The following is a 21,945-nucleotide window of genomic DNA, read 5'->3' as shown; positions in this document are numbered from 1 at the left end:
TGCGCCCGTTTTTCATTTTGCCGGAAAGACACTTTGCCCCGGTTGTTATGGGAAACACGGGCGCAATGGGAAACTCTGGGGGGAACCAGGAAAATCCAGGCTATTCCAGCCAGTGATGCTGACGCCACCCCTGAAAAGGCGTAAAATAACAGCATGAATCAAACTCGGAAAAAACAGTTGAAGTAGAGAAAGAAGAAATTAATCCTATGAATGAACAGATTCTGTTTCCAAACCTGCAAACCAAAACTTTTAAAATCGGCGACAAGGAAGTCCATCTGGAATCCGGTCGTCTGGCCAAAGCCGCCACTGGCTCTGTACTGGTGCGTTGTGATGATACGGTTCTTCTGGTAACTGCCACCGGCAGTGAGAAGCCCCGCCCCGGCATCGATTTTTTCCCTCTGCTGGTTGATTTTGAAGAAAGAATGTACTCGGTGGGCCGCTTGCCCGGTGGTTACTTAAAGCGGGAAGGCAAGCCTTCTGATAAAGCAACCCTGACCTCTCGTTTGATTGACCGTCCCATTCGCCCCTTGTGGCCTGATGGTTACCGCAACGACGTGCAGGTAGTCACCACCCTGATGAGCATGGACACCAACATTCAGCCAGATGTACTGGCTATTTTCGGGGCTTCGCTGGCTCTGGAATTGTCGGGTCTGCCTTTCTCCGGCCCTGTGGGCGGCGTGCGCGTGGCTCGTCTGAATGGCGAGTTCATTGTGAACCCCACCTTTAAACAAACCGAAGAGAGCGACCTGGACTTGGTGGTAGCCGGTACCGAAGATTCCATCATGATGGTGGAAGCGGGCGCTGACTTCATTGCCGAGGCTGACCTGTTGAAAGCCCTGAGCTTCGCTCACGAGCATATTAAAGAGCAAGTGAAGGTTCAACGCGAATTTACCGCTCAGTGCGGCGTTGAGAAAAAACCTTTTGTGTTTGAACTGGAAGCCGATGTTAAAAAAGTATTGGCTTTTGTGGAAGAGCTGGCTGAAAAAGACATTTTTACCGCTTACCACGAGTTTGATCGGGTAACACGCAAAGGGTTGCTAGACGCTGCCAAACAAAAAGTAAAAGCGGCTTTGGAAGCCAAAGCGGACACCGATCCGATCAAAGCTTTCTTGCTAGCCCAGCCTTTGGATTACTTGGGTGAATCCTTCAAAAAAGTGGAAAAACGCGTTATGCGGGCCATGATTATTGATGAAGGCGTTCGCGCGGATGGTCGTCGCAACGAAGACATTCGTCCTATCAACTGCCAAACCAGCATTTTGCCCAGAGTTCACGGCAGCGGCCTGTTTACCCGTGGCAACACCCAGGCTTTATCGGTAGTTACCTTGGGTTCTCCCGGTGAAGCGCAGCGTTTGGATGGCGTGGACCCTGCCACTGAAAAACGCTGGATGCACCACTATTCTTTCCCCGGCTACTCCGTTGGCGAAGTAAAACCCATGCGGGGCGCTGGCCGTCGGGAAATTGGTCACGGCGCACTGGTAGAGCGTGGTATTTTGCCCGTACTGCCTTCCAAAGAAGCCTTTGGTTACACCATTCGTATCAACTCCGACATTCTGGAATCCAACGGCTCTACCAGTATGGCCTCCACCTGTGGCTCCACACTGGCGCTGATGGATGCGGGCGTTCCCATTAAAGCCCCGGTCGGCGGTATTGCAATGGGCCTGATTAAAGAAGGCGACAAATCCGTGGTTCTGTCTGACATTCAGGGCGTTGAAGATTTCCTCGGCGATATGGATTTCAAAGTAGTTGGAACCCGTGAAGGCATCACCGCCCTGCAAATGGACATTAAAATCCAGGGTATTTCGGTTGAAATTATGAAAACCGCTCTGGAACAGGCACAAGTGGGCCGTCTCACCATTCTGGACAGAATGACTGCTGCCATCGCTGAACCTCGCAAGGAACTATCGCCCTGGGCGCCTCGTATTATCACCCTGACCATTGATAAAGACCAGATTGGTACCATCATTGGACCCGGCGGTAAAATGATTCGCTCCATCATTGATGAAACCGGCGCCAGCATCGATATTGAAGACAGCGGTCTGGTCACCATCACCTCGGTGGATGGCGAAGGCGCAGCCCGTGCCAAAGACATCGTGGAGCGTCTGACCCGCAAAATCGAGCGTGGCCAGGTGGTAATGGGCAAAGTGGTGCGTACCATCCCCATCGGCGCTTTCGTGGAACTGTTCCCCGGCAAGGATGGCATGGTTCACATCTCCCAGCTTTCTCCTCAGCGGGTACAAGCCGATGAAGACGGGGTAAAAGTGGGCGATGAAGTGCTGGTCAAAGTCGTCGATATCGACGAGCGAGGCCGCATTAACCTGACCATGAAGGGTGTTAGCGACGCGGAGCGGGCCCAGCACGGCCTGGAGCCTCTGAGTGCGGCCAGCCCCAACTAATCAGCCTTCAATGCCTCTGGTTGAGGCGTTAATCAGATATGACCGGCATGACCGCAGGCGCTTCCATGTGCCGGCCCATGCCGGTCAAAATCTGTCAGGGTTTAATCTGCTCGCCGATCCGTTCCGCTATGACCTGACCGAGCTGGATGGGCTGGATGTGTTGTCTGAACCCAGCGGGCCCATTGCGGAAACCCAGGCCCTGATGGCAGAAGTATTTGGGGTGGCCCATAGCTTTATGCTAATCAATGGCGCTTCTGTGGGATTAATGGCGGCCATGCTCAGCCTGGTGCAACCGGGAGACAAAGTGCTGGTGGCTCGCAACGTCCACCGGGCAGTATTGAGTGGGCTTATTTTAACCGGTGCCCATCCGGTGTGGTTTTTACCGGATCAACTGGCCGAGTGGGGACTATGGGGCGGGGTGAGCGTTGAACAGGTGCATGCCCAATTAACGGCCCACCCCGATGTGAAAGCCCTGTTTATAACCGCCCCCACCTATGAGGGCATTGGCAGCGACACGGCAGCCATCGCCCAATGTTGCAGGAACGCTGGGGTGGCACTGGTGGTAGATGAGGCCCACGGCAGCCTGTGGCCCCTCACCAGCGAGCTTCCCCAATCCGCCTGCCATAGCGGGGCGGATCTGGTGATACACTCTTTGCATAAAAGCGGTGGTAGCTTAACTCAGGGGGCTTTGGCCCATTTGCCCGCAAATTCCAGGGTGGATGCGGACATTTTTCAACAAGCGCTGAATACCTTGCAAACCACCAGCCCCTCTTACTTACTAATGGCCAGCCTGGAAAGCACCTGCGCCTTTTTGGGAAGCACGGCGGGCCAAGCGCGCATTCAGCAATTACTCGGCCAAGTGGGCGTATTGCGACAGCATTTCAAGCAAAAATTGACCCAATTGCGGCTTTATGTGCCCCCAGAAGAGAATCTTCGCTTTTGGGATCCTTGCAAATTCTATTTCAGCCACCCATTAGAATGCGGCGAGGATTGGGGCGCAAGGCTGGAGATTGATCCAGGCATTGCCTATGAGTCCGCCAACCCTTCCGGGGTGCTTTATCTGGCGAATATCGGGCTGAGTGACAGCGACTTCAAAGCGTTTCAGCAAATGATTTTATATGAAGACCAGCGAATTCCTGCCTTTGCAGGGCCATCTACAACCGCCCCTGAGCTGGAAGTATGCCTCCCTGAAATCGTAATGCCGCCCAGAAACGCCTTCTTCGCCCTTGGGGAAACGGTGGCCGCTCATCAGGCCCCAGGGCGAATCGCCAAGGAAACCGTGGTGCATTGCCCGCCCGGTATCCCTGTGTTAATGCCGGGGGAGCGTATTCAAGCGTATCACCTGCCGCTTTTGCCTGAGGCGGGAGTCATGGTAGTCTCCTGAGCCGTTGGGTCTATATCCCCCGGTATAAGCCACCCGCCCGATGAAACTCCTCACCGCTTCGCTCATGATGGGTATATGAGCGCCGTGCGCCTCATCAGGAAAGAGCTTCGTTTTTTGGGTATTTTTTATATGGGTTTCATTGAAATGGGTTTGAAATAAAGTGTGGAAAGGGGTTACCGCATGGAAAAGCATCCTGAAAACAACCAGAAAACAGGACGCCGTTTGGCATGGCTACGAGAACACAACCCTGACGCCCTGCTGAACGTTCACCGGGAACAGCAACTGCGCCAATCTCTGGAAATTATGAACCAGTTGATCAACGAAAATGCCCATCGACCAGAATCCATCCAGCTCTTGCGGAAAATCCTGCGAGAAAGAGCCGAACTTCAGATGGTGCGCCACGATGATAAAAATAGCCTATCTGGCTGATTTTGGACGTAATTTTTAAAAAAGCGTTGCGAGCCAATCCAGTCATGGGGGATAATAACAACAATCCCTGGATGTGGTTTGATGTCTTGACTCTACCCGCCATAATCGGGAGTCCTGATAACGCGATGGCATCACCGTATACCAACCCTGTGCAAGCAGGCTTGTTGGAAACCTCGATGACCACGGAGGACACCCACCTGTTGAGAAAACAGGAGGCCAAGACGTCACCACGCGAAGTCCAGGGATTACCCATTTCTTCTCCTCCTTTCAACCCGAACCGTCCGGGTGGCCAGAATCCGCTATAATAAAGCGTAAGTGAGTGTTGGGTGGCCAGTTGATTGAGAAATTTAGCGGCTAAATTCGCCATTTTATCGGCCCGGTGGGAGCCGGATCAGCGTGCCGATACGCAAGCCTATCTGGATTTATCGCCAGATGCCATGCTGGATCGCTATCAAGCCCTGTTGGGAATTGAAAACTGGGGCGTGGTAATGTTTGGCTTTTCAGGCCAGGCGGTCATCGATATTTTAGATGAAGAGTTTGAAATTGATATGGAGCGAAACGTGTTGCTGTTTCGCAAAACCTATCTGGATGCCCGCAGCATTCGTTTGGCCGGGGGCGGGCGGGCTTCCGCCGAGGATTACCCCTTTACGGAAACCGAGCTGAAACTGGTGAGCAGTTTGGCGGATTGGCTATTGGAGGCCACCCGTTCTTTGTATAGGGGCGATTTGGGCCAAAACCGGCTGCAAGATGTTCAGGAGGAGTATACCGAAAATTTCAGGGTGTATGCCTGTAAAGCTGTTTCAAATTATGTGGCGGGAGAGGCCGAGGAATTACTGCGCTCTCTGTTTGGCTCCGTCAAATCCATGACCGCATTTTGTCACTCCTTAACCGTGGATGCCCTGTTTAAAGGCGATGCCGCCAAAATGCTGTTTGGAGAAAGCTCCGGCTATTATCAGGCCTGGTTTCGCAAACAGATTTTCCGGCACATGATGTCCAAGGCTGTGGAAGAGTATATCAACGCCTGCCTGATTGATTAAATAGGACATTGTCCCAGTCCAATCAGGGAGTATGCTTGAAATCCATTCAAAGGCTGTTTTGGGCTTGAAACTTTTCAGGGCCAGCCAGCGTAATGTTTATGTAAGCACCAATCAGGAGATCAGCATGCACAACCGGACGCCTTTTCAAAAACCGGCTTTTTGGGCGCTTCCGCTGGCATTCTTGCTTTGCTGTGCCTCAGGATTTACCGCCGCTTATGCAGGAGAAGGCGCCTCGGGGTACTCGGGGCAGTTAATCGCCCAAAGCGCCTCAGCCAAAGCAGCTGCTGACAAGCATTCCCAAATGGAGCAAGCGCTGGGGCTCAGCCCGGAGCAGGCTCAAAAGGTAAAAGCCATTATGGCGCATGGCAAATCGCAAAGCGAAGTATTGCGACGGCAGCTTAAAACCAAGCGGGAAGCCATGATGCGCTATGTGCAGTCGCCCAGCGCCAATGAGGCGGGAGCCCGCAGCCTGAACGCTGAAATTAATGAACTGCAAAGACAATTGGGCGAAATTCGTTTGAAAACCTGGTTCTCCATGCGCGCTGAGCTAACACCCGAGCAATTGGAAAAGCTGAAGGCCCTTAAGGCGCAAAGAAAATCACAAAGGCCAGCAGGAGGCCATCATGCCGAAGGCAGTGATTTTTAAACCCGCTGAATATCCTTTATGGATGGTTAACCCTGTGCTGTTTGATTCAGAAGCCTAGAAGATTCAATGACATTTACTTCTCCACCCACCACGGCCCTGCAACCCGGCGATGCCGAGCTGATTGAGCGTGCCGTCAAAGGAGATCAAAAAGCATTTTCCCAACTGGTTAACCGCTATTTACCACTAGTTTACAACTACTTATACCGAATGACCCAAAACCATGAGGTCAGTGAAGAAATGGCTCAGGAAGCATTCGTGAAAGCCTACCAAAACTTAAAAAGCTTTGATCAAAGCCGCAACTTCAAACCCTGGATTTTGCGCATCGCTTCCAATGCGGCCATCAGTCAAATCCGCAAACAATCCCGGCTGGTTTCCCTCAACGCTTTGGAAGAAGAGGGCGTATGGGGCGAAGCCGAGCATCAGACCTCTGAGGATATCGTGACTCAATTAGAGCGAAAGCTCTCCGCCCAAGAGGTGTTGAAAGCTTTAGGAACGCTGGATGACAAATACCGACAAGCCTTACTGCTCCGCTACCAACAAGAGCTGAGTTACGAAGAAATCGCCGACGCGCTGGGCATTCCGTTAAATACGGTACGTACCTGGATTAAGCGGGGCATGGATAAACTTAGGAACGAAGTGAAGGAGATGGCGCTATGAGCGACACACAGCCTTTTAAAACAGAGTTAACCCCTTGCGATCGGACGCAGGAAACCATTTTTGACTTAATGGAAGCGGAACCCGTCTCCCAAGCCGAGCAAGACGCTTTAAGCGCCCACTTGGGCCAATGCGCCTCCTGTCAGGCGTATCAGGAAACCATGAACACGCTTTCCCTATCCATTGTAGACCTGGAAGAAGTGCCGGTTCCAGTGGGGCTGGAAGCACGCATTATGACCCGCATTGCGCAAGACGATTCATCCCGTTCGCAAGCGATCCCCATCTCCTGCCATCCCCGCTTCCGGTGGAAACCCTATGGGGCCTTGGCCGCTGCGGTTTTAATGCTGGCGATTGTGATTCCCATAACCCTTAAAAACGGCACACCCGACCAACAAAACCCCACGGTGGCCATGCTGAATGGTACGACTGATGAGATGATTTTGCAGCAATCCGGCCGCCCCAAAGTGGCCCCCGCTAAGCCCAGTCTGGATGAAGTTCAGCCGCAAAGCAAACCGCCCGTTCAAAGTGGTAAGGAACAGCGAGATCAACTGGTCACCTCGGAGATTAACCCCAAAGCCACTGTTTCCCGTCAGGCGCCAGCTGAAAGAGCAGCCGAAAAAACAGTTCAACCATCAGACGAGAAATCAGACCTTGAAGCAGACATCGAAAAGGGAACTCAGCTTGCCTTTGCAGGCTCAATGGGTAATTCACTGCAGCACACTTACGCCAGTGAAACCGATGGCGATGTGTACTACGATCCGGTCAGCACGCTGGTTGGCTTTTAGCCAGCCGGTTGCTACCCTTTAACCGCCCCGCTGGTCACGCCAGAAACGAAATATTTTTGCAAGGCGAAAAAGAAAACCAGCATGGGCACCATGGATAGCAGCGTTCCTGCGGCGATTAGCTTCCAATCGGCGCTAAAGGCGCTTTGTAGCTGCACAAGCCCCACGGGTAGCGTGAAGTGGTTGGGTTCCGATAAGATAATGCTAGGCCACAAAAATTCGCCCCAAGTGGCCATAAACGCAAAAACCGCCAAAGTAGCCAGCGTTGGCCGAATCAGCGGCAGTAGCACATACCATAAAATCTGCAAGCTGTTGCACCCGTCCAGCACCGCCGATTCCTCCAGCTCTTTGGGCAGGGTAATCAACGCCTGACGCACAAAAAAGATACCAAACCCACTGACCGCAAAGGGCAGCACCAAGCCCAGCCAGCCGTTCACCATGCCAGCGCTGTCGGTCAAATTCAGCTTGAGGCAAATCAGGTACAGGGGAATCATTAACACCTGAAAAGGTATCATCATGGTGGCCAAAATGCTGAAAAAGATAGCGCCTCGGCCTTGAAATCGCATGCGGGCCAAAGGGTAAGCGGCCATGACGCTGAGGGCGATATTTAAAACAATGGTAAACAGGGTCACAATGATGCTGTTGAGAAAAAACCAGAACATGGGAACCTTGTTCCACACGCTCACAAAGTTGTCCAGGGTGGGATGAAGCGGGATAAAGCGGGGCGGATAGGCAAAAATGTTTTCTCCGGGGCTTTTTAGTGCCGTGGAAAGCAGCCACAGAAACGGCAAAATGGAGAAGGCCACCAGTAAACTCAAAATCAGGTATTGCAGGGCTTTTTTCAGGACTTTTTTCATCGTTAAATGGCCCCGGTTTGATTGGGAAGCAACGGAGAGGGTGCCTTTTTGAGCGCTTCAACCGGTTTGGCCACCGCAGGCTCATCCTTGGGGGATAATTTCATTTCAAGCAAGCTAAAGGCCAGCAAAATGAGCATTAAAACAATTCCGGCAGCGCTGGCAATGCCCAAATCCAAATTCTCAAAGGCCCGCTCATAAATGTAATAAACCAGCGTTTTGGTGGCGTTTACCGGGCCGCCGCGGGTCATTACATAAATTTCGGTAAACACTTTCAGGCTGCCAATGGTGCTGATGATACCCACCATCACCATGGTAGGGCGTAAGTGAGGCAAGGTGATATTGAGGTGTTTTTGCCACAGGTTGGCCCCGTCAATCTCGGCGGCCTCGTACAAGTCCTGAGACAAGCTTTGCAGGTGCGCCAGATACATCATCATGTAATAGGCCAACCCTTTCCAAACCACCACGATCATCACGCTGTACAGGGCGATATCGGGGCTAACCAGCCAACCCACCTTACCTACACCAAACAAAGATAAAAACCAGTTGATCAAGCCATCATCGGCGTACAGCCAGCGCCATGCAATGCCCACCACCACCATGGAGATGACCACCGGAATGTAAATCAGGCTACGAAAAACGGAAATGCCCTTCAACTTACCGTTCAGCAACAAGGCCAGAAAAATGGGCAACACCACCATGGCAGGCACCACCCCCAGCAAAAACACAAAGGTATTGCGTAAGGCATGCCAAAACGGGGCGGACTGAGCTAAATGGGCGTAATTGGCCAAGCCCACAAAGGCTGGATGGTAGATATCCCGGGAATAATCGGACAGGCTGATGCCGAAGGCCATGAACAGCGGCAAAAAGAAGAAACCGATCATAAAAATAGCCGGTAAAATCAGGTATAAATAGGGCGTTTGTTTACGGAACATGCCAATCTTTCCGTTCTCTATCCCAACCATTCTAGCGGATTTAAAGCCGTTGGCGATAATTTTTAGCAATTCCCGCCCCAAAGTGCCTCAAAAAACACGAAAAAACCGGCCCGCTGTTGAAAGCAAGGCCCCGCTCAACCATTGAGCATTCAAATCCACGATCACGCCAAACGCAAGCAACGCCCTGCATGGCAAGGTTCAACTTAGATACGTCTAGCCGGAACTAGCCGCCAGTGCTGGGAGCGTAGGGAAACCAGCGGTCTGCCCAGGTTTTCAGACTGTTGAGCGTACTGGCCAGATCCCTGCCCCGTTCCGTTAACTCATACTCCACCTTGGGGGGAATGGTGGGGAATTGGTGCCGGTTAATGAGTCTAAACTTTTCAAGGTGCTTCAGTCTGGCGCTGAGGGTGCGGGGAGAAATGCCCGTAATCTGGTGTTCCAGCTCCACAAAACGCTGGCGCTCCATCTGGTAAAGCAAATGGATGATTTGAAAGGAATATTTATCGCCAATTAACTCCATAGCCCGCTCAATGGGAGATTCTACCCCATATAGGCCCGCATGCATCAGGCGGTTCAGGTTTTCGGTCACATCCTGCAAATCTTGGGGATCAATGGCTTCTGGCGCAAAAGTACCCGTCATTTTATCAACCATTTTAGACACGTAATCGTATCCTTATAAAAACTACTTTACTTCTTAATAGTATAGCCATCGAACTTATCAAGATCAATCCTTTACCCACTCAAAACTGACAAAATGTAATATGGGGGGGATCAATCATGCCTTTTGTTCTGTCCTATCGCAAGCCATTACCTGGAATTTCCGCTCCTATGGGCAAATACGCCTTTGCCAACCCTTAAACTCAATGGGGATAAAACCCCACCCGTATCAACAAATGTAAGGAAAGCAGCAATTTCGCCCTTATTTTTGTTTTTTAATCATTAGTGACCTATACCAATAGCGGCAGGCATTTATGCGAAAAGCGATTCTAACTCTTGAAATTCTGGGCTTTATAAGCCTGATGACCTGCGTTCTGGTTTTGACAGGCGTGGCCAGCAATGACCCAAACCAGCAAATGAAAACGCCTCAGCTCGTGATCACTGGAAGCCTGGGTTAGGGATACTTAACTTTGATAAGCGGCTTGACCCAGACTGGGGAAAGATTGCCGTGTGGTTTGCCCCACAAACACGCCGTTCGGGCTGGTTCCTGACGGCTGCGATGTACTAGAATCCTTTTGTCGGTTGAATAAGCGGGTTTCTGCTTGAAAAGGGTTTCCCGCACTATCTTTACCATAGCCTAATGCATTGGCCGCACTGGCGATCCCGGGGTTTCTATCTTTGCCGGTTAACCGCTTGGTAATGGTGGTTTGCACGTGAGGCACCAGCCAGCCCAAGCAAAACATGGTGCCCAATAGCGCCACCGATCGAGAGGCGTAATTCAAGTTGCGATTCAAATTCAGAAAGCGCTTTATCTCGGCTTGTACCTCTTTTTCAGGCACATTTTTCAATCGGCCCAGCAAGGCATCGCCGTATTTGCCGATAGAAGCGCGCATTTCAGCGGCCTTGGCCGAATCCGCAAAGTCTCGGGAGTCCGGGGTAAACTGCCCCACCACCTGTTGGGCTTTCCGCAAAAAGGCCGTATCGTTGTGCAGCCCGCCTTGCAGCATTTCCCGTAACTTCTGGCTCAGCCCCTCATCCCCCTGATCAATGGCCAGCGAAAACAGACGACCGGTGTCTCCATTCAGCAGCTTGATGAGTTGCGCTTTGTAGGTTTGCAGCAGCGCTTTTTCGTGGCTGGAGCCGGACTGCTCGGCAAATTGAGTCAACTTGGCCATCAGGCCCTCTACACGCTGGGGACCCGTTTTATGCAGGGCCACACTTTTTTCCAGTTGGCTCAATTCCTCCAGCGTTAAATGCCGACTTTTGGCGTTATCCAGCCAGTCGGCCAGCGATTCCGCCTCTTTTAAATCCTCTAGCCCTTTGGGCTGTTCTTTTAGTTTATCCCGCAACAAATTAACGGAGCGACGGAACAGAGAGTGGGCCTGATCCAGCGCATCGATCCGGGCCATCCGTTGAATCCGACTGCCAAAGGCCGTGGCTTCCTCAGCATTCAGGAGATTCAAGGTTTCACTCAGGCCGGGGCACTGCTTTTTGAGCTGTGCCATCATCCGAGTGGTGTCCTTCAGCCCGGTCACTTCCATGCCCACCGTGTGCCGAAACGCTTGCTTCAGCGCCACACTCAAATTTTTACGCTCCGCGTCTTTCAGGGTTTGAAAGGGGCCCTTGCCCGTTGCCAGCTCGTCCAGCCAAGCCTGCACCTGCTCGGGCATCACCCGCGTTTGGTTGCCCAGCATCTGCTGATCGATCAAGGTATCTGCCTGATGGCTACCCAAATAAGCACGGGCTTCCAGTTTCAACCAGTCGGCCAACTTTTTGGCCTTCACGGTGCGCATTTCTGTTTTCAGGGCACCTTCCGGCAGTAGCAGGCCATTGGCCGAACTGCCGTGCAACACCGCTTTGATATGTTCCACAGAATAAGGCTGATTGCCCTGCTGCAACCTGGCTTTAATTTCCTCATTCACCCGATCAGCCACTTTGGGCTCCAGATTAACACTGGTTTTAAGCCCAGAATCAATGGCCCAGCCTAGCCCCTTCATAATATGTGGCACGGATAAGATATAGAAATAAAGCGAGCCAATATCGCGAACCAGCACCTCTACGGTTTCAAAAGCGCTGCGCTTGCTGGCCACATAGCTTCTGCCGCCAGCAATGCCCGCATCCACCACCAGAATGCTGCCGTAAGCGGTTTGATCCACCATATGGCCTAGCCCTTGAACCAGAGAGCCTCCGGGCATAGCCCCAAACTGGAGCGGTTTAGCAAGCGGTTTTAGTGGCCCCTGAGCAGAAGACGCAGGCGCATGATTTCCAAAAAATGGATGAGAGAAGCCACTTTGAGGCTGTGCGGCTCCCCGTGGGGCAGGTTGATAGAATGGATTCCCAACGGATAATGAATTGGAACTTTTAAAAGGTGTGTTAAAAGATGATGGATGGCTATCAGGCTTTAAAGGCGACAAAGGAGTGTGTTGCTGACCAAATGCGGTGCTGGCGGAATAATCCGGCTCACTCAAACGGTGAGATCCCGCCGAGGCCACGGGATCGCCAAACTGAACGTTGTCGCCTTCCTGCGAGCGTTTTCTGCGAGACAGTTGATAACTCATAATGGCCTGGGTTTTAAGCTGGTTTAAAGTAGGCACCACATAGGCCACCCCTGCCAAAGCCAGCCCAACGCTGAACAACCAGCGCGCTGATTTCAGGCGTAACAGGGAGTTAATTTCGGTACGATTTTTAGCAAACAGCTCCTGAGCGGTTAAATCAACCGTTTTCACCTTGCCCCAGGGGCGGTTCCAGGCAATATCAGGGCTTAAGTGTTTATATTGAGGTAAAAATTTATTTTGGCCGGATTTAAAGCCATTTTTCAGAAAATCCACGCCTTTTAGCCAGATCACGGCGGCGGCAACTTCCTCAAAAACCCGCTCCTGAACCTCCATCCAGCCATCACGGCGGTAAGCGCTATTGGTTCGACCGGCAACCACTGCGCCTTCCAGAGGTAAAACCGCAGAGGCTCCCTCTTTGGAGGTGAAGAGAAATGCCTTTTGCATCCACTCCGGGGCATTGCCCATGGAAACAAGCTTGCTCAAGGCATCGCCGGCCCCACTAAATTTAAGAGAGGGCGTATGGGCTGCCCTCCCATGGTTTGAAGCAGGCAAAGGGGTGGCAGGAATTGATTCCGCCGAGTTTCGTTTCTCAAGTTGTCGGGGATGAGCGGTGTAAGCGCCAATCCCGGTAGGAGAAGCCATAACCCTGTGACCCTTTTTTACAGCCTGCTGATGTCCAATAAAAGCGCCTGAAGGAAATTTGATGCCATGAAATCACAAACAGACTTTATTCTGTTGTAAAAATTAATGGGCTACCCTGCAAACCGGGTAGGCACCACCACGTTTGCGGCCAGTTGAGCCGATTCCCGTTCAGCCCTTTCCAAAGGCTCCTTCATTATTCCTGACAGGTTCCACCCTGTATATCCAAGTTATGGGAAGCAAGAAAGCAAGGGGGGGGCATCCTATGCGGCAGTTCCGTCCCAGTCTCTAATGTAAAGGTTTGCAACGAAATGACAGTCATTTGGAGTCACTTGGCAATTCTAAGGCGCTGCAATTTTTATATATAGTATATCCATCACATTCATCTTTCTCATCATCCATTCCAACTTCCATCATTGCAATCATTCAGGTTACAGAAAACGCCTTGATTCAGGGTCGTTTCTATCAAAAAGAGGGATTTCATCATGCCTTTATTCAATCAAGGTCTTAATCCAGGTCAAAAACAAGTGCAACAGCTACAAAAACAAATTCAGGAACTTCAGCATGAAATGGAGTTCGTGGAAATTCTGGCTCAATTCTGGCCTTTACCCAACATGTCTCAAAAAATGGAACGGCTGGAGCAAAAGTTGAGCCTGCTCAATCAGCAATACCAGTTTCATCAAACCTTAAAAGCCGGTTAGCTTAGGCTACACACTAATTGCAAAAACCTGGTGCCAGATTTAGAGCTGAGAATAGACACCTGAAAAACATTGTTGTAAGATTACTTCAGTGAAGCCTCTTGGTGTTGTATCGGGATGTAGCGCAGCTTGGTAGCGCATCTGCTTTGGGAGCAGAGGGTCGCAGGTTCAAATCCTGTCATCCCGACCATTTCACCACAAAAGTATAGTGACTGACTCTGACCCTGACCCCCATAGTTGACCCGCAGACGGATTCAATGCAATAACATGACCAGTGCATGTTTCCGTTCTATTGGGAGGGTCAATTTTGTCCAAGGAATATACGCTATCTGAAGCGGCGGCCATTACTGGCCTAAAGTATGAAAAGTTGAAGGTAGACAGTCGACGGGGGCTTCTTCCGACAGAAGTACGACTTAACGGGAATAAACCCTATAAAGTTATTACTGCCGAAACGCTGGCAAAGCTGCTTCAGAACCAAGAGGCTGGTGGCTATTCAGACTTAAAGGCGCAATGGCGTCGAGAAATGCTCGCCGGAACGCACTCTGGAACGTCTACCCCGGTCAGTGAAAGCTATTTGAACGATTTGGACTGGGGATTTAAGAAATACTGGCGTGCCAATGGGGGACAAGAATCCATAGAGGGCTTAAACGCAGATGGTTTGCGCTTGGCCTTCGCTCAATTCCAGTTTGATGAAGCGTCTCGCCGGGATTACTACTCCACCAAGATGCATATTTATAAAGCCGTATCGAGCTTGGTTCAGTTTTTGATTCGCAAAGGGTACAAGACTCCCTCGGTGCTGGAAGAAATCAAGCAACTCCGCCCCAAGGCCAGAGTAAAGCCCCAACGGCATTCCCTGGACTTGGCGGAAGTGTGGGATGCGCTCAGTTTTAACAGCCGCTGGAACGATGGCCGCACCACCAATGATATTCAGACTATGGATTTGTTGCTGTTTTTATATGGCTTTGCGGGATTACGCAAGATGGAAGCGGCCAATATCAAGATTAGCGGGGTTGATTTCATCAAGAATGAAATTCTGGTGCCAGGCAAGTGGGGGAAAGAGCGCTTGGTTCCCATGCCGCAAGAGCTGGCTGACAAGCTAAAAGAGTGGATTGAAAATCTGCGCCCCGAATCGGATCTGCCCTATGTGATGGTCAGCAACCGGGGTAATCAATTGTCAGACAAGTCCATGGGCTCTCGCTTTACTCGTTTATCCAAAGCGCTTGCTTTAAATAAGGCGATTGCGCTAATCAAAGCGAGAGAAACTCAACCCGGTGCGACCAAAGAAACCGTCCAGTACACGCCTGAAGATGAAATTGAATTGTTTTTTCCGAGTAGAACCAAAGAAGCAGTTCTCAAAGAGGCAGAACAATTGGCCAAAACCCTGAATTGTGCAGTTCGGCCGCACGATTTACGGCGTGCTTACGCCAAGATGCTGGCGGACCAGGGCATGCCGTTGCCCAGAATCCAGTATGTCCTGGGTCATAATGATATTGAAACCACCATGAAGTACATCAATATCAAGCAAAAAGAGGCCACAGACTGGATTCGCGAGAATTTTGTCATCGCCTTGCCCAAAAAGGCCAAACCCCAGCCAGTCGAAACGGCGCTTTCAAAAAGCACTGAATCCGGACCTGCACCTGAGCCGAAACAGCAAAAGAAGTATCGTTATTAAGACTTCTGAGGAAAGTTCCAGTCAGTGAGCCCTGTTTTATCTGTGACATTGCGGGGGGTGATTGAGATCGGCAAAAAGATCGGCAAAAATGATGCGAAAATTGCCAGAAGAGATAAGATAGGAGCAGGTACTTCCTGTCTGAAAGATCGGCAAAAACATGACCTTAGAAACACCCTATCGCATTGAGCCTTGTTTACTTAGTCAGCCGCCAGCTTCGGTGGTGGATCGGATTGCCGATTTATCAGCCGCGTCACAGCGTCTGGCGCAGGGGCTTCATCCCCGCACTGCGTCTAGTTTGGCTGAGCTGGTGCGCATCATGAACTGTTACTACTCTAACCTGATTGAAGGGCATAACACCACCCCTCGAGAGATTGAGCAGGCGCTGGCTGGGCAATTTGAAGCTGAAGAAGAGCGTCGAAACTTACAAATTGAGGCCAAAGCGCATATTGAAGTGCAACGCTGGGTGGATCAGCAGGCTGCGGCAGGCCAGTTGGAAGAGCCTGCATCTGTAGCTTTTGTCCAGGAGTTACACCGTCGCTTTTATGAGCATGCCACGCCGAGCATGCTGCTCATTCAAGGCAACGGTCGTAGTTTTCAGATGACTCCAGGGGCTTTGCGAGCCAATCCGGGAGAAGATGTTTCGGTGGGCCGTCATTTCCCGCCTTCCAGTGAGCGTATACCTCATTTTATGGACTATTTTGAACAGCAATATCGTTTTGCTTCCTTGGGCCAGGGCAGTCGCATCATCGCAATGGCAGCGGCCCATCATCGCCTGAATTATATTCACCCCTTTCCAGATGGCAATGGGCGGGTCAGCCGCTTGATGAGTCATGCGATGGGCCTTCAAGCGGGAATTGGCGCTCATGGCTTATGGTCTGTCTCGCGAGGATTAGCACGGGGGCTAGAGAGTCGGGGCGATTACAAGCGAATGATGGATCATGCGGATATGCCCCGCCAAGGGAGTCTGGACGGACGAGGAAATTTATCCCAGCGGGCGTTAGAAGAATTTGTGACCTGGTTTCTTTCTGTTTGTTTGGATCAGGTGTGCTTTATGGAATCTTTGTTTGCTCTGGACGCGCTCAGTGAGCGTTTAAAAAAATATGTGGCCGAAATGGATTGGAAGCCAGAAGCATTTTATCTGCTGGAAGCTGTATTGATGCGGGGAGAGTTGCCCAGAGGAGAAGTAGAGCGTTTCACCGGATTAAAAGAGCGCAATGCTCGCAATTTGTTATCCGCCTTGGTAAAAGATGGGATTTTAACCTCTGAAACCCCTAAAAGTCCGGTTTATTTGGCGTTCCCCATTCACTCGATTGAAACGTTGTTCCCCAAGCTTTTTCCTGTTTCATGAGTTTTAATTTCCAGACTTTACCACGCTTTTGAATCCGCCTAGTGGAAAAGTAACCGTTCAATTCGCTCACTTTCCCTTCCACTCATGTGTTAAGCGGTTTGTAAAGGTCTGAAACATGGGGCTTGCATGGTTTTTAGATTAGTAGTTAACATGAGCCCAAGTTTTTCAAAATAACTTTCGCAAGTGGTTTCGTAGTCAAGCGCATTGGGTTTCGCGCTTATTTTGAGGCATGTAATTTTGACACGAGTCGTATCTTCTGTGAGGGAAGAGCAACATCAACGCTATCAGGCGCGGTTGCTGCAAGATATTCCCGATTTTATTCAAAACTATATGAGCGATCCGGCTATTATCGAAATCATGGCCAACCCGGATGGCAGCGTTTGGGTGGATGATTTGCGCTCAGGCCAGCGGTCTGTCGGAACCATTGAAGCGGCTCAAGTAGAGTCGCTCCTGAATGTGATTGCTTCTCTCAGTAATACTGCTATTACCAAAGAACAACCTATTTTGGAGTGCGAATTGCCCTACGATGGTTCCCGATTTGCCGGGATGGTTCCGCCGGTGGTAGAACGCCCCATTTTCAGTATCCGGCGCAAGGCCATTCAGATTTTCAGCTTGAACGATTATGTGACTGCGGGCATTCTGAGCAAGGCGCAAAAGGTCGTGATTGATAATTGGATCAAAGCCCGCAAAAATATTTTGATTGTGGGTGGTACTTCCAGCGGCAAAACCACGCTCATCAACGCCGTGATTCAAGCGATTACCGAACATAGCCCGGAACATCGCCTCATTCTGCTGGAAGACACTGTCGAGCTGCAATCGGCTGCATCTAATATCGTGGCAATGCGTAGCAGCCGGGATGTGTCTTTGCAAGCGCTGGTGAAAGCTACGTTGCGCCATCGGCCTGATCGCATCATCGTGGGCGAAGTGCGGGGGAAAGAAGCATTCGATCTGTTAACAGCTTGGTCAACGGGTCATCCCGGTGGTGTAGCCTCTTTGCATGCCAATAGCGCGGAAGGTGCGTTTTTAAGACTGGAACAACTCTTGGAACTGGCCACCCAATCACCCATGAAATCACTGATCGGGGAAGCGGTGGATGCCATTGTCTACATTGAGAAAACCGGCAACGGTCGCAAAGTCAAAACGTTGCTGACCGTGGATGCCTACCGGAATCAGCAGTATCAAATTCAAACCGTGGAATAAAAATTAATTAGAGAGGGAAAAAATGAACAATCATCATATCCGTAATGTTAGCCGGTGGATGCCCGTGATCCTAATGGGTAGCTTGCTGGCTATCGGAATTCTCTTACCCGGTGCAGCCCATGCGGCCACTGCCGGTGGTACGGGCTTACCTTGGGAAACACCCTTGCAACGGATTGTGGACAGTTTCTTGGGACCCATCGCCGTAGGCATGTGCCTGATTGGTTTTGTGGCAGGCGTTTGGCGTTTTATGACCGGCGGTGAAATGGATGGCTTTGTCCGCTCCATGGTCGTCATGGCCTTATCGGGCTCTATCCTGATTGCCGCTCGGCCTTTCATTAATAGCCTCTTTGGTGTGGGAGCCGTGTTGGGACAATGAGCAGACTGCGGCGGCTTCCTTTTTCGCGGACTCTGCATCGGCCCAATTTGCTGTTGGGTGGAGAACGTCCTTGGGTGATTATGTTGGGCGTCATTGCGGCTGGGCTGATACTCTCTGATATTAGCGTATTGAAAATTCTATTGGGTGCTGGTGTTTGGACAGTAGGTCTGGCCTTATTACGGCAAATGGCCAAGGCGGATCCGTATCTCAGTCAAATTTATTTTCGCCGCTTAAAATACCGACGCTTTTACCCGGCCCAGTCTAGGGCCAAGTTGACGCCATAGATAGAAAGATAGGGGAAATAGAGGGGCTTATGTTATCCACCAAAGCATTTCAAACGGATTCCCAAGGGTTAGCGACCTTGCTCAACTATGCCGCCATGGTTCAGAGTGGGGTCATGTTGGGCAAAGACGGTTCCTTAACAGCGGCTTTTGAGTGTGAAGGCTTGGATATCGCCAGTGCCACACCCGCCCAACGGAATTACCAGGCGGACACCTTAAACACCATTTTGACCCAACACTTTGGCGGCGGGTGGGTCAGTCATCATGAACTGATTCGCAAACCCGCAGCGGCTTACCCGGAGTCCGAAGCCTCTGCGTTTCCCGATCCCATTAGCCGAGGAATTGAAGCAGAAAACCGGGCCAATTTCCTGAAAGAGGGCAATCATTTTGAAAGCACCAATATTTGGGTGGTGCGTTATAAATCCCCGTCATTCCAGAGTCCACGCTTGAGAAACCTGTTCTATGAATCTCATAAAGCAGAACCGGTTACGTCTCTGGAATCCGATCTGGCATACTTTGAGCGGCAATTGGAAAGTCTGGAAGATGCGCTTTCCAGCATTTTGAAAGTACGCCGGATGCGGGGTTATTCGGTGACGGATGCATACGGGCAGGTGCATCTGCGCGATGACTTGGTGAATTATCTCAATTTCACCATCACGGGGGAGTATCACCCGGTCAATCTGCCCGCTTGCGGCATGTATTTGGATGGGTATTTAGGAGCCCAAGATCTGATTCCTGGAGACACCCCCAAAATCGGCGATTTTTTCATCGGCTGTATCAGCCTCACCGGGATGCCAAATGAGTCTTATCCCAATATTCTGGAAGCCTTGAACCACTTGCCGCTGGCGTATCGCTGGGTCACCCGCATGATCTATGTGGATGCCCATGAAGCCATTGGCCTGCTCAAAAAAGAACACCGGGAATGGATTCAAAAAGCGCAAAGTCCCTTTCACCAGATTTTCAAGATGAAGGGCGGACTGGTGAATCAAGATGCGCTGAATATGACGCTGGACACCCAAGCGGTGATGACCGAAGTGCATAGCGGGCAAATGGCCTTTGGGTATTGCTCGCAAGTGGTGGTTTTAATGAACCCGGATCGGGATGCACTATTAGAAAATGCGAGGCTGATTATTCGGGAAATCAAGCGATTGGGCTTTAATTGTAGGCTGGAAACCTTGAATGCCATGGAAGCATGGCTGAGCACCTTGCCGGGACACACCTTACCCAATATTCGTCGCCCTTTGGTTCATTCCAATCATTTGGCGCATATGATTCCCATTACCAGCATCTGGTCAGGCCGGGCCTTTTGTCCCAACCCGTTGTTTCCTCACAATCTGCCCCCCTTGATGCATACCGCCACCACCGGATCTACGCCTTTTCGGTTAAATCTGCATGTGGGGGATGTAGGGCATACCCTGATTATGGGACCAACCGGGGCTGGAAAATCAGTATTACTGGCCACCCTGGCGGCACAATTTCGGCGCTATCCCAACGCCACGATTACCGCCTTTGATAAAGGCCGTTCCATGTGGGCCTTGGTAGATGCCTGTGGCGGCCAACATTATGACATTGGTGGTGACAATGCCAGCTTGTCGTTTGCGCCTTTGTCCCTGATTGATACGGATGCCGATATGACTTGGGCCGAAGACTGGATTGCCACGGTCTATGAAACGCGAACGGGAAAAAGTGCGACTCCGCGACAGAATCAGGAAATTCATCGGGCCATGAGCATATTGCGGGAAACCAAACAGCCACATGAACGCTCTTTGTCCGATTTCCTACTGACGCTGCAACAATGCGGGGCAGAAGATAATCTCAAAGCGGCCTTATCTTTCTATACGCTCAGCGGCCCTTATGGAAAGTTGCTGGATGCCAGAGCCGATGGGCTCAAAACCAGTTCATTTACGGTGTTTGAAATTGAAGAGTTGATGGCCATGAAAGAGCGCATCGCCATCCCGGTGTTGCTCTATCTTTTCCGTCGATTTGAGCGCAATTTGCAAGGCCAACCTGCTCTGTTATTGCTGGATGAGGCCTGGGTTATGCTGGGGCATCCGGTCTTTCGCAGCAAAATCCGCCAATGGCTCAAAGAACTGAGAAAGAAAAATTGCGCAGTGGTTTTGGCCACGCAAAGCCTGTCAGATGCTGTGCAATCTCAGATTTATGATGTGTTGCTGGAAAGTTGCCCGACTAAAATCTTGTTACCCAATGAGGAGGCGGATAAGGAAGGCACTAGCGAACATCCAGGACCCCGCGATCTGTATGCCATGATGGGCTTGAATGCCGCTGAAATTCAGATCATTAAAACGGCGACCAAAAAGCGACAATATTATTACATGTCCCCGGAAGGGCGAAGGCTTTTCGATCTCGGTTTGGGGCCAGTGGCTTTGTCCTTTGTAGCTGTTTCAGACAAAGAAAAGTTGGCCCATCTGAACCAGCTCAAGGCAGAACACGGAGCAAAGTGGCCATTTGTTTGGATGAAAGAGAGAGGGGTGGATTATGAAGCACTGGTGGGTTAAAGCAGGGTTTGGCATTGCGTTGAGTCTGGCGCTAATTAATCCTGGAACGCTGCTAGGAAATGCTCAGAATGTCGTCACCTGTACGAACTGTGGCACGGAATGGACTCAACTCCTCAATAAAGCTATGATGGCCAAGCAAGTGGCCACTCAGGCTCAGCAGTTGAGCACACAAATCAATCAATACAAAGATATGCTGATCAATTCCAAGGGACTTTCAACGCAGGTTTGGGGACAGGCTATGCAGGATTTTTCAAAACTCCAGAATTTAATGAGTCAAAGCCGTTCAATGGCCTATTCCGCAAGCAATCTGGATGGACAATTCTCAAGCAAGTATGGGACCTATGACGCTTACCTGAATCGAAAAATGGATGCAAAAGATTGGCAGAATAAATACGCTCAATGGTCACAAGAAGGCTCGGATAACGCTCGCTATGCCTTAAAAGGTTTGGGGCTACAAGCGTCTCAAATGCAAAATGAGCAAGCCCTGATGCAACAATTGCAATCCATGGCAGGGTCGGCAGAGGGTCGCATGCAAGCGTTGCAAGTGGCCAACATGATGGCCGCCCAAAACGTGGAGCAAGTTATGAAACTCCGCCAAATGATGATGCTGCAATTACAGATGCAAGCTAACTACCTGGCCCAACAACAAGATCGAATGGCCACTCAAGAAGCCGCTCACCAGCGCTTCATGAATGCCCCGAGAGTTCGTAATGACAATGGGAAAACTTATTAACAAGAGGAAACAAAAATGTCTATTTTGAATCAAGTTTTTAACCTCAAACTCTGGGTAATAGGGACTCTCATAGTGGGGACCTCTATTATTTCTATTTGGGTAACAACTGTAATTGTCTCAACGTCTACTCCACCCCAATTATTGACATGCCCACCA

The 21,945-nt window shown here is 50.7% G+C and carries 19 protein-coding genes and 1 tRNA gene; 16 read left to right on the top strand and 4 right to left on the bottom strand.

The genetic code is table 11. The annotated features are described in order from the left end of the window. The first annotated feature begins 206 nt into the window (after positions 1-206). The 7 genes from pnp to ACEW81_RS13305 all read left to right on the top strand — a co-directional run bounded on the left by pnp (position 207) and on the right by ACEW81_RS13305 (position 7,328). Positions 207-2,393, top strand: a complete 2,187-nt coding sequence (gene pnp / locus ACEW81_RS13335) for a polyribonucleotide nucleotidyltransferase (protein ID WP_373533489.1) — start codon at positions 207-209, stop codon at positions 2,391-2,393. A gap of 10 nt (positions 2,394-2,403) precedes the next feature. Further along, positions 2,404-3,777 carry an aminotransferase class I/II-fold pyridoxal phosphate-dependent enzyme gene (locus ACEW81_RS13330; protein ID WP_373533542.1) on the top strand — a complete coding sequence of 458 codons (1,374 nt, stop codon included), beginning with the start codon at positions 2,404-2,406 and terminating at the stop codon, positions 3,775-3,777. 180 nt (positions 3,778-3,957) lie between these two features. Then, positions 3,958-4,206, top strand: coding sequence for a hypothetical protein (locus ACEW81_RS13325; RefSeq protein ID WP_373533488.1), 249 nt, complete (start codon positions 3,958-3,960; stop codon positions 4,204-4,206). Positions 4,207-4,544: 338 nt separating this feature from the next. Then, positions 4,545-5,243: a hypothetical protein gene (locus tag ACEW81_RS13320; RefSeq protein WP_373533487.1), complete on the top strand. Its 699-nt coding sequence runs from the start codon at positions 4,545-4,547 to the stop codon at positions 5,241-5,243. A 64-nt stretch (positions 5,244-5,307) separates the two neighbouring features. Further along, positions 5,308-5,889 carry a Spy/CpxP family protein refolding chaperone gene (locus ACEW81_RS13315; RefSeq protein ID WP_373533486.1) on the top strand — a complete coding sequence of 194 codons (582 nt, stop codon included), beginning with the start codon at positions 5,308-5,310 and terminating at the stop codon, positions 5,887-5,889. Between the two features lie 66 nt (positions 5,890-5,955). Then, positions 5,956-6,546, top strand: coding sequence for an RNA polymerase sigma factor (locus ACEW81_RS13310; protein WP_373533485.1), 591 nt, complete (start codon positions 5,956-5,958; stop codon positions 6,544-6,546). Beyond that, positions 6,543-7,328, top strand: coding sequence for a hypothetical protein (locus tag ACEW81_RS13305; RefSeq protein WP_373533484.1), 786 nt, complete (start codon positions 6,543-6,545; stop codon positions 7,326-7,328). Before ACEW81_RS13310 ends, ACEW81_RS13305 begins: the two co-directional genes overlap by 4 nt. Before the next feature lie 11 nt (positions 7,329-7,339). Here the strand turns inward: ACEW81_RS13305 and ACEW81_RS13300 are convergent, their stop codons facing one another. The 4 genes from ACEW81_RS13300 to ACEW81_RS13285 form a co-directional block, all read right to left on the bottom strand. Further along, positions 7,340-8,182: a carbohydrate ABC transporter permease gene (locus ACEW81_RS13300; protein WP_373533483.1), complete on the bottom strand. Its 843-nt coding sequence runs from the start codon at positions 8,180-8,182 to the stop codon at positions 7,340-7,342. Between the two features lie 2 nt (positions 8,183-8,184). Continuing rightward, positions 8,185-9,114 (bottom strand): carbohydrate ABC transporter permease, encoded by a 930-nt coding sequence (locus ACEW81_RS13295; RefSeq protein WP_373533482.1) that lies wholly within the window; start codon positions 9,112-9,114, stop codon positions 8,185-8,187. A 223-nt stretch (positions 9,115-9,337) separates the two neighbouring features. Further along, complete coding sequence (locus ACEW81_RS13290) at positions 9,338-9,766, bottom strand: winged helix-turn-helix transcriptional regulator (RefSeq protein WP_373533541.1); 429 nt, start codon at positions 9,764-9,766, stop codon at positions 9,338-9,340. 469 nt (positions 9,767-10,235) lie between these two features. Then, a complete protein-coding gene (locus tag ACEW81_RS13285; RefSeq protein WP_373533481.1) occupies positions 10,236-12,968 on the bottom strand; it encodes a hypothetical protein in 2,733 nt (910 codons plus the stop codon). Between the two features lie 482 nt (positions 12,969-13,450). Between ACEW81_RS13285 and ACEW81_RS13280 the strand changes: the two genes are divergently transcribed. The 9 genes from ACEW81_RS13280 (at position 13,451) to trbJ (ending at position 21,789) form a co-directional block, all read left to right on the top strand. Then, the gene (locus tag ACEW81_RS13280) at positions 13,451-13,666 is read left to right on the top strand and encodes a hypothetical protein (RefSeq protein WP_373533480.1); all 216 of its coding nucleotides are present in this window, start codon (positions 13,451-13,453) and stop codon (positions 13,664-13,666) included. 110 nt (positions 13,667-13,776) lie between these two features. Continuing rightward, positions 13,777-13,853: transfer RNA gene (locus tag ACEW81_RS13275), tRNA-Pro, on the top strand. Positions 13,854-13,970: 117 nt separating this feature from the next. Further along, complete coding sequence (locus tag ACEW81_RS13270) at positions 13,971-15,335, top strand: tyrosine-type recombinase/integrase (protein WP_373533479.1); 1,365 nt, start codon at positions 13,971-13,973, stop codon at positions 15,333-15,335. Between the two features lie 157 nt (positions 15,336-15,492). Then, complete coding sequence (locus tag ACEW81_RS13265; RefSeq protein WP_373533478.1) at positions 15,493-16,683, top strand: Fic family protein; 1,191 nt, start codon at positions 15,493-15,495, stop codon at positions 16,681-16,683. A gap of 237 nt (positions 16,684-16,920) precedes the next feature. Next, positions 16,921-17,883 carry a P-type conjugative transfer ATPase TrbB gene (trbB, locus tag ACEW81_RS13260; protein WP_373533477.1) on the top strand — a complete coding sequence of 321 codons (963 nt, stop codon included), beginning with the start codon at positions 16,921-16,923 and terminating at the stop codon, positions 17,881-17,883. Positions 17,884-17,905: 22 nt separating this feature from the next. Further along, entirely contained in the window at positions 17,906-18,259 is a 354-nt protein-coding gene (locus tag ACEW81_RS13255) for a TrbC/VirB2 family type IV secretion system protein (protein WP_373533476.1), read from the top strand. After that, a complete protein-coding gene (gene trbD / locus ACEW81_RS13250) occupies positions 18,256-18,543 on the top strand; it encodes a conjugal transfer protein TrbD (RefSeq protein ID WP_373533475.1) in 288 nt (95 codons plus the stop codon). Before ACEW81_RS13255 ends, trbD begins: the two co-directional genes overlap by 4 nt. A gap of 29 nt (positions 18,544-18,572) precedes the next feature. Next, positions 18,573-21,056, top strand: coding sequence for a VirB4 family type IV secretion/conjugal transfer ATPase (locus tag ACEW81_RS13245; RefSeq protein WP_373533474.1), 2,484 nt, complete (start codon positions 18,573-18,575; stop codon positions 21,054-21,056). After that, complete coding sequence (trbJ, locus tag ACEW81_RS13240; RefSeq protein ID WP_373533473.1) at positions 21,037-21,789, top strand: P-type conjugative transfer protein TrbJ; 753 nt, start codon at positions 21,037-21,039, stop codon at positions 21,787-21,789. Before ACEW81_RS13245 ends, trbJ begins: the two co-directional genes overlap by 20 nt. The last annotated feature ends 156 nt before the right edge of the window (positions 21,790-21,945 follow it).

Source organism: Vampirovibrio sp., from assembly GCF_041737375.1.
Classification (GTDB): Bacteria; Cyanobacteriota; Vampirovibrionia; order Vampirovibrionales; family Vampirovibrionaceae; genus Vampirovibrio.
Note: the sequence above shows the minus strand (reverse complement) of the source record. Positions and strands in the feature narration are given on the sequence as shown.

Excerpts from the sequence above, each read along its gene's own strand:
- pnp (WP_373533489.1), top strand. The coding sequence starts at position 207 with ATGAATGAACAGATTCTGTTTCCAAACCTGCAAACCAAAACTTTTAAA.
- ACEW81_RS13330 (WP_373533542.1), top strand. The coding sequence starts at position 2,404 with ATGCCTCTGGTTGAGGCGTTAATCAGATATGACCGGCATGACCGCAGG.
- ACEW81_RS13325 (WP_373533488.1), top strand. The coding sequence starts at position 3,958 with ATGGAAAAGCATCCTGAAAACAACCAGAAAACAGGACGCCGTTTGGCA.
- ACEW81_RS13310 (WP_373533485.1), top strand. The coding sequence starts at position 5,956 with ATGACATTTACTTCTCCACCCACCACGGCCCTGCAACCCGGCGATGCC.
- ACEW81_RS13305 (WP_373533484.1), top strand. The coding sequence starts at position 6,543 with ATGAGCGACACACAGCCTTTTAAAACAGAGTTAACCCCTTGCGATCGG.
- ACEW81_RS13300 (WP_373533483.1), bottom strand. The coding sequence starts at position 8,182 with ATGAAAAAAGTCCTGAAAAAAGCCCTGCAATACCTGATTTTGAGTTTA.
- ACEW81_RS13295 (WP_373533482.1), bottom strand. The coding sequence starts at position 9,114 with ATGTTCCGTAAACAAACGCCCTATTTATACCTGATTTTACCGGCTATT.
- ACEW81_RS13290 (WP_373533541.1), bottom strand. The coding sequence starts at position 9,766 with ATGGTTGATAAAATGACGGGTACTTTTGCGCCAGAAGCCATTGATCCC.
- ACEW81_RS13285 (WP_373533481.1), bottom strand. The coding sequence starts at position 12,968 with ATGGCTTCTCCTACCGGGATTGGCGCTTACACCGCTCATCCCCGACAA.
- ACEW81_RS13280 (WP_373533480.1), top strand. The coding sequence starts at position 13,451 with ATGCCTTTATTCAATCAAGGTCTTAATCCAGGTCAAAAACAAGTGCAA.
- ACEW81_RS13265 (WP_373533478.1), top strand. The coding sequence starts at position 15,493 with ATGACCTTAGAAACACCCTATCGCATTGAGCCTTGTTTACTTAGTCAG.
- ACEW81_RS13255 (WP_373533476.1), top strand. The coding sequence starts at position 17,906 with ATGAACAATCATCATATCCGTAATGTTAGCCGGTGGATGCCCGTGATC.
- trbD (WP_373533475.1), top strand. The coding sequence starts at position 18,256 with ATGAGCAGACTGCGGCGGCTTCCTTTTTCGCGGACTCTGCATCGGCCC.
- ACEW81_RS13245 (WP_373533474.1), top strand. The coding sequence starts at position 18,573 with ATGTTATCCACCAAAGCATTTCAAACGGATTCCCAAGGGTTAGCGACC.
- trbJ (WP_373533473.1), top strand. The coding sequence starts at position 21,037 with ATGAAGCACTGGTGGGTTAAAGCAGGGTTTGGCATTGCGTTGAGTCTG.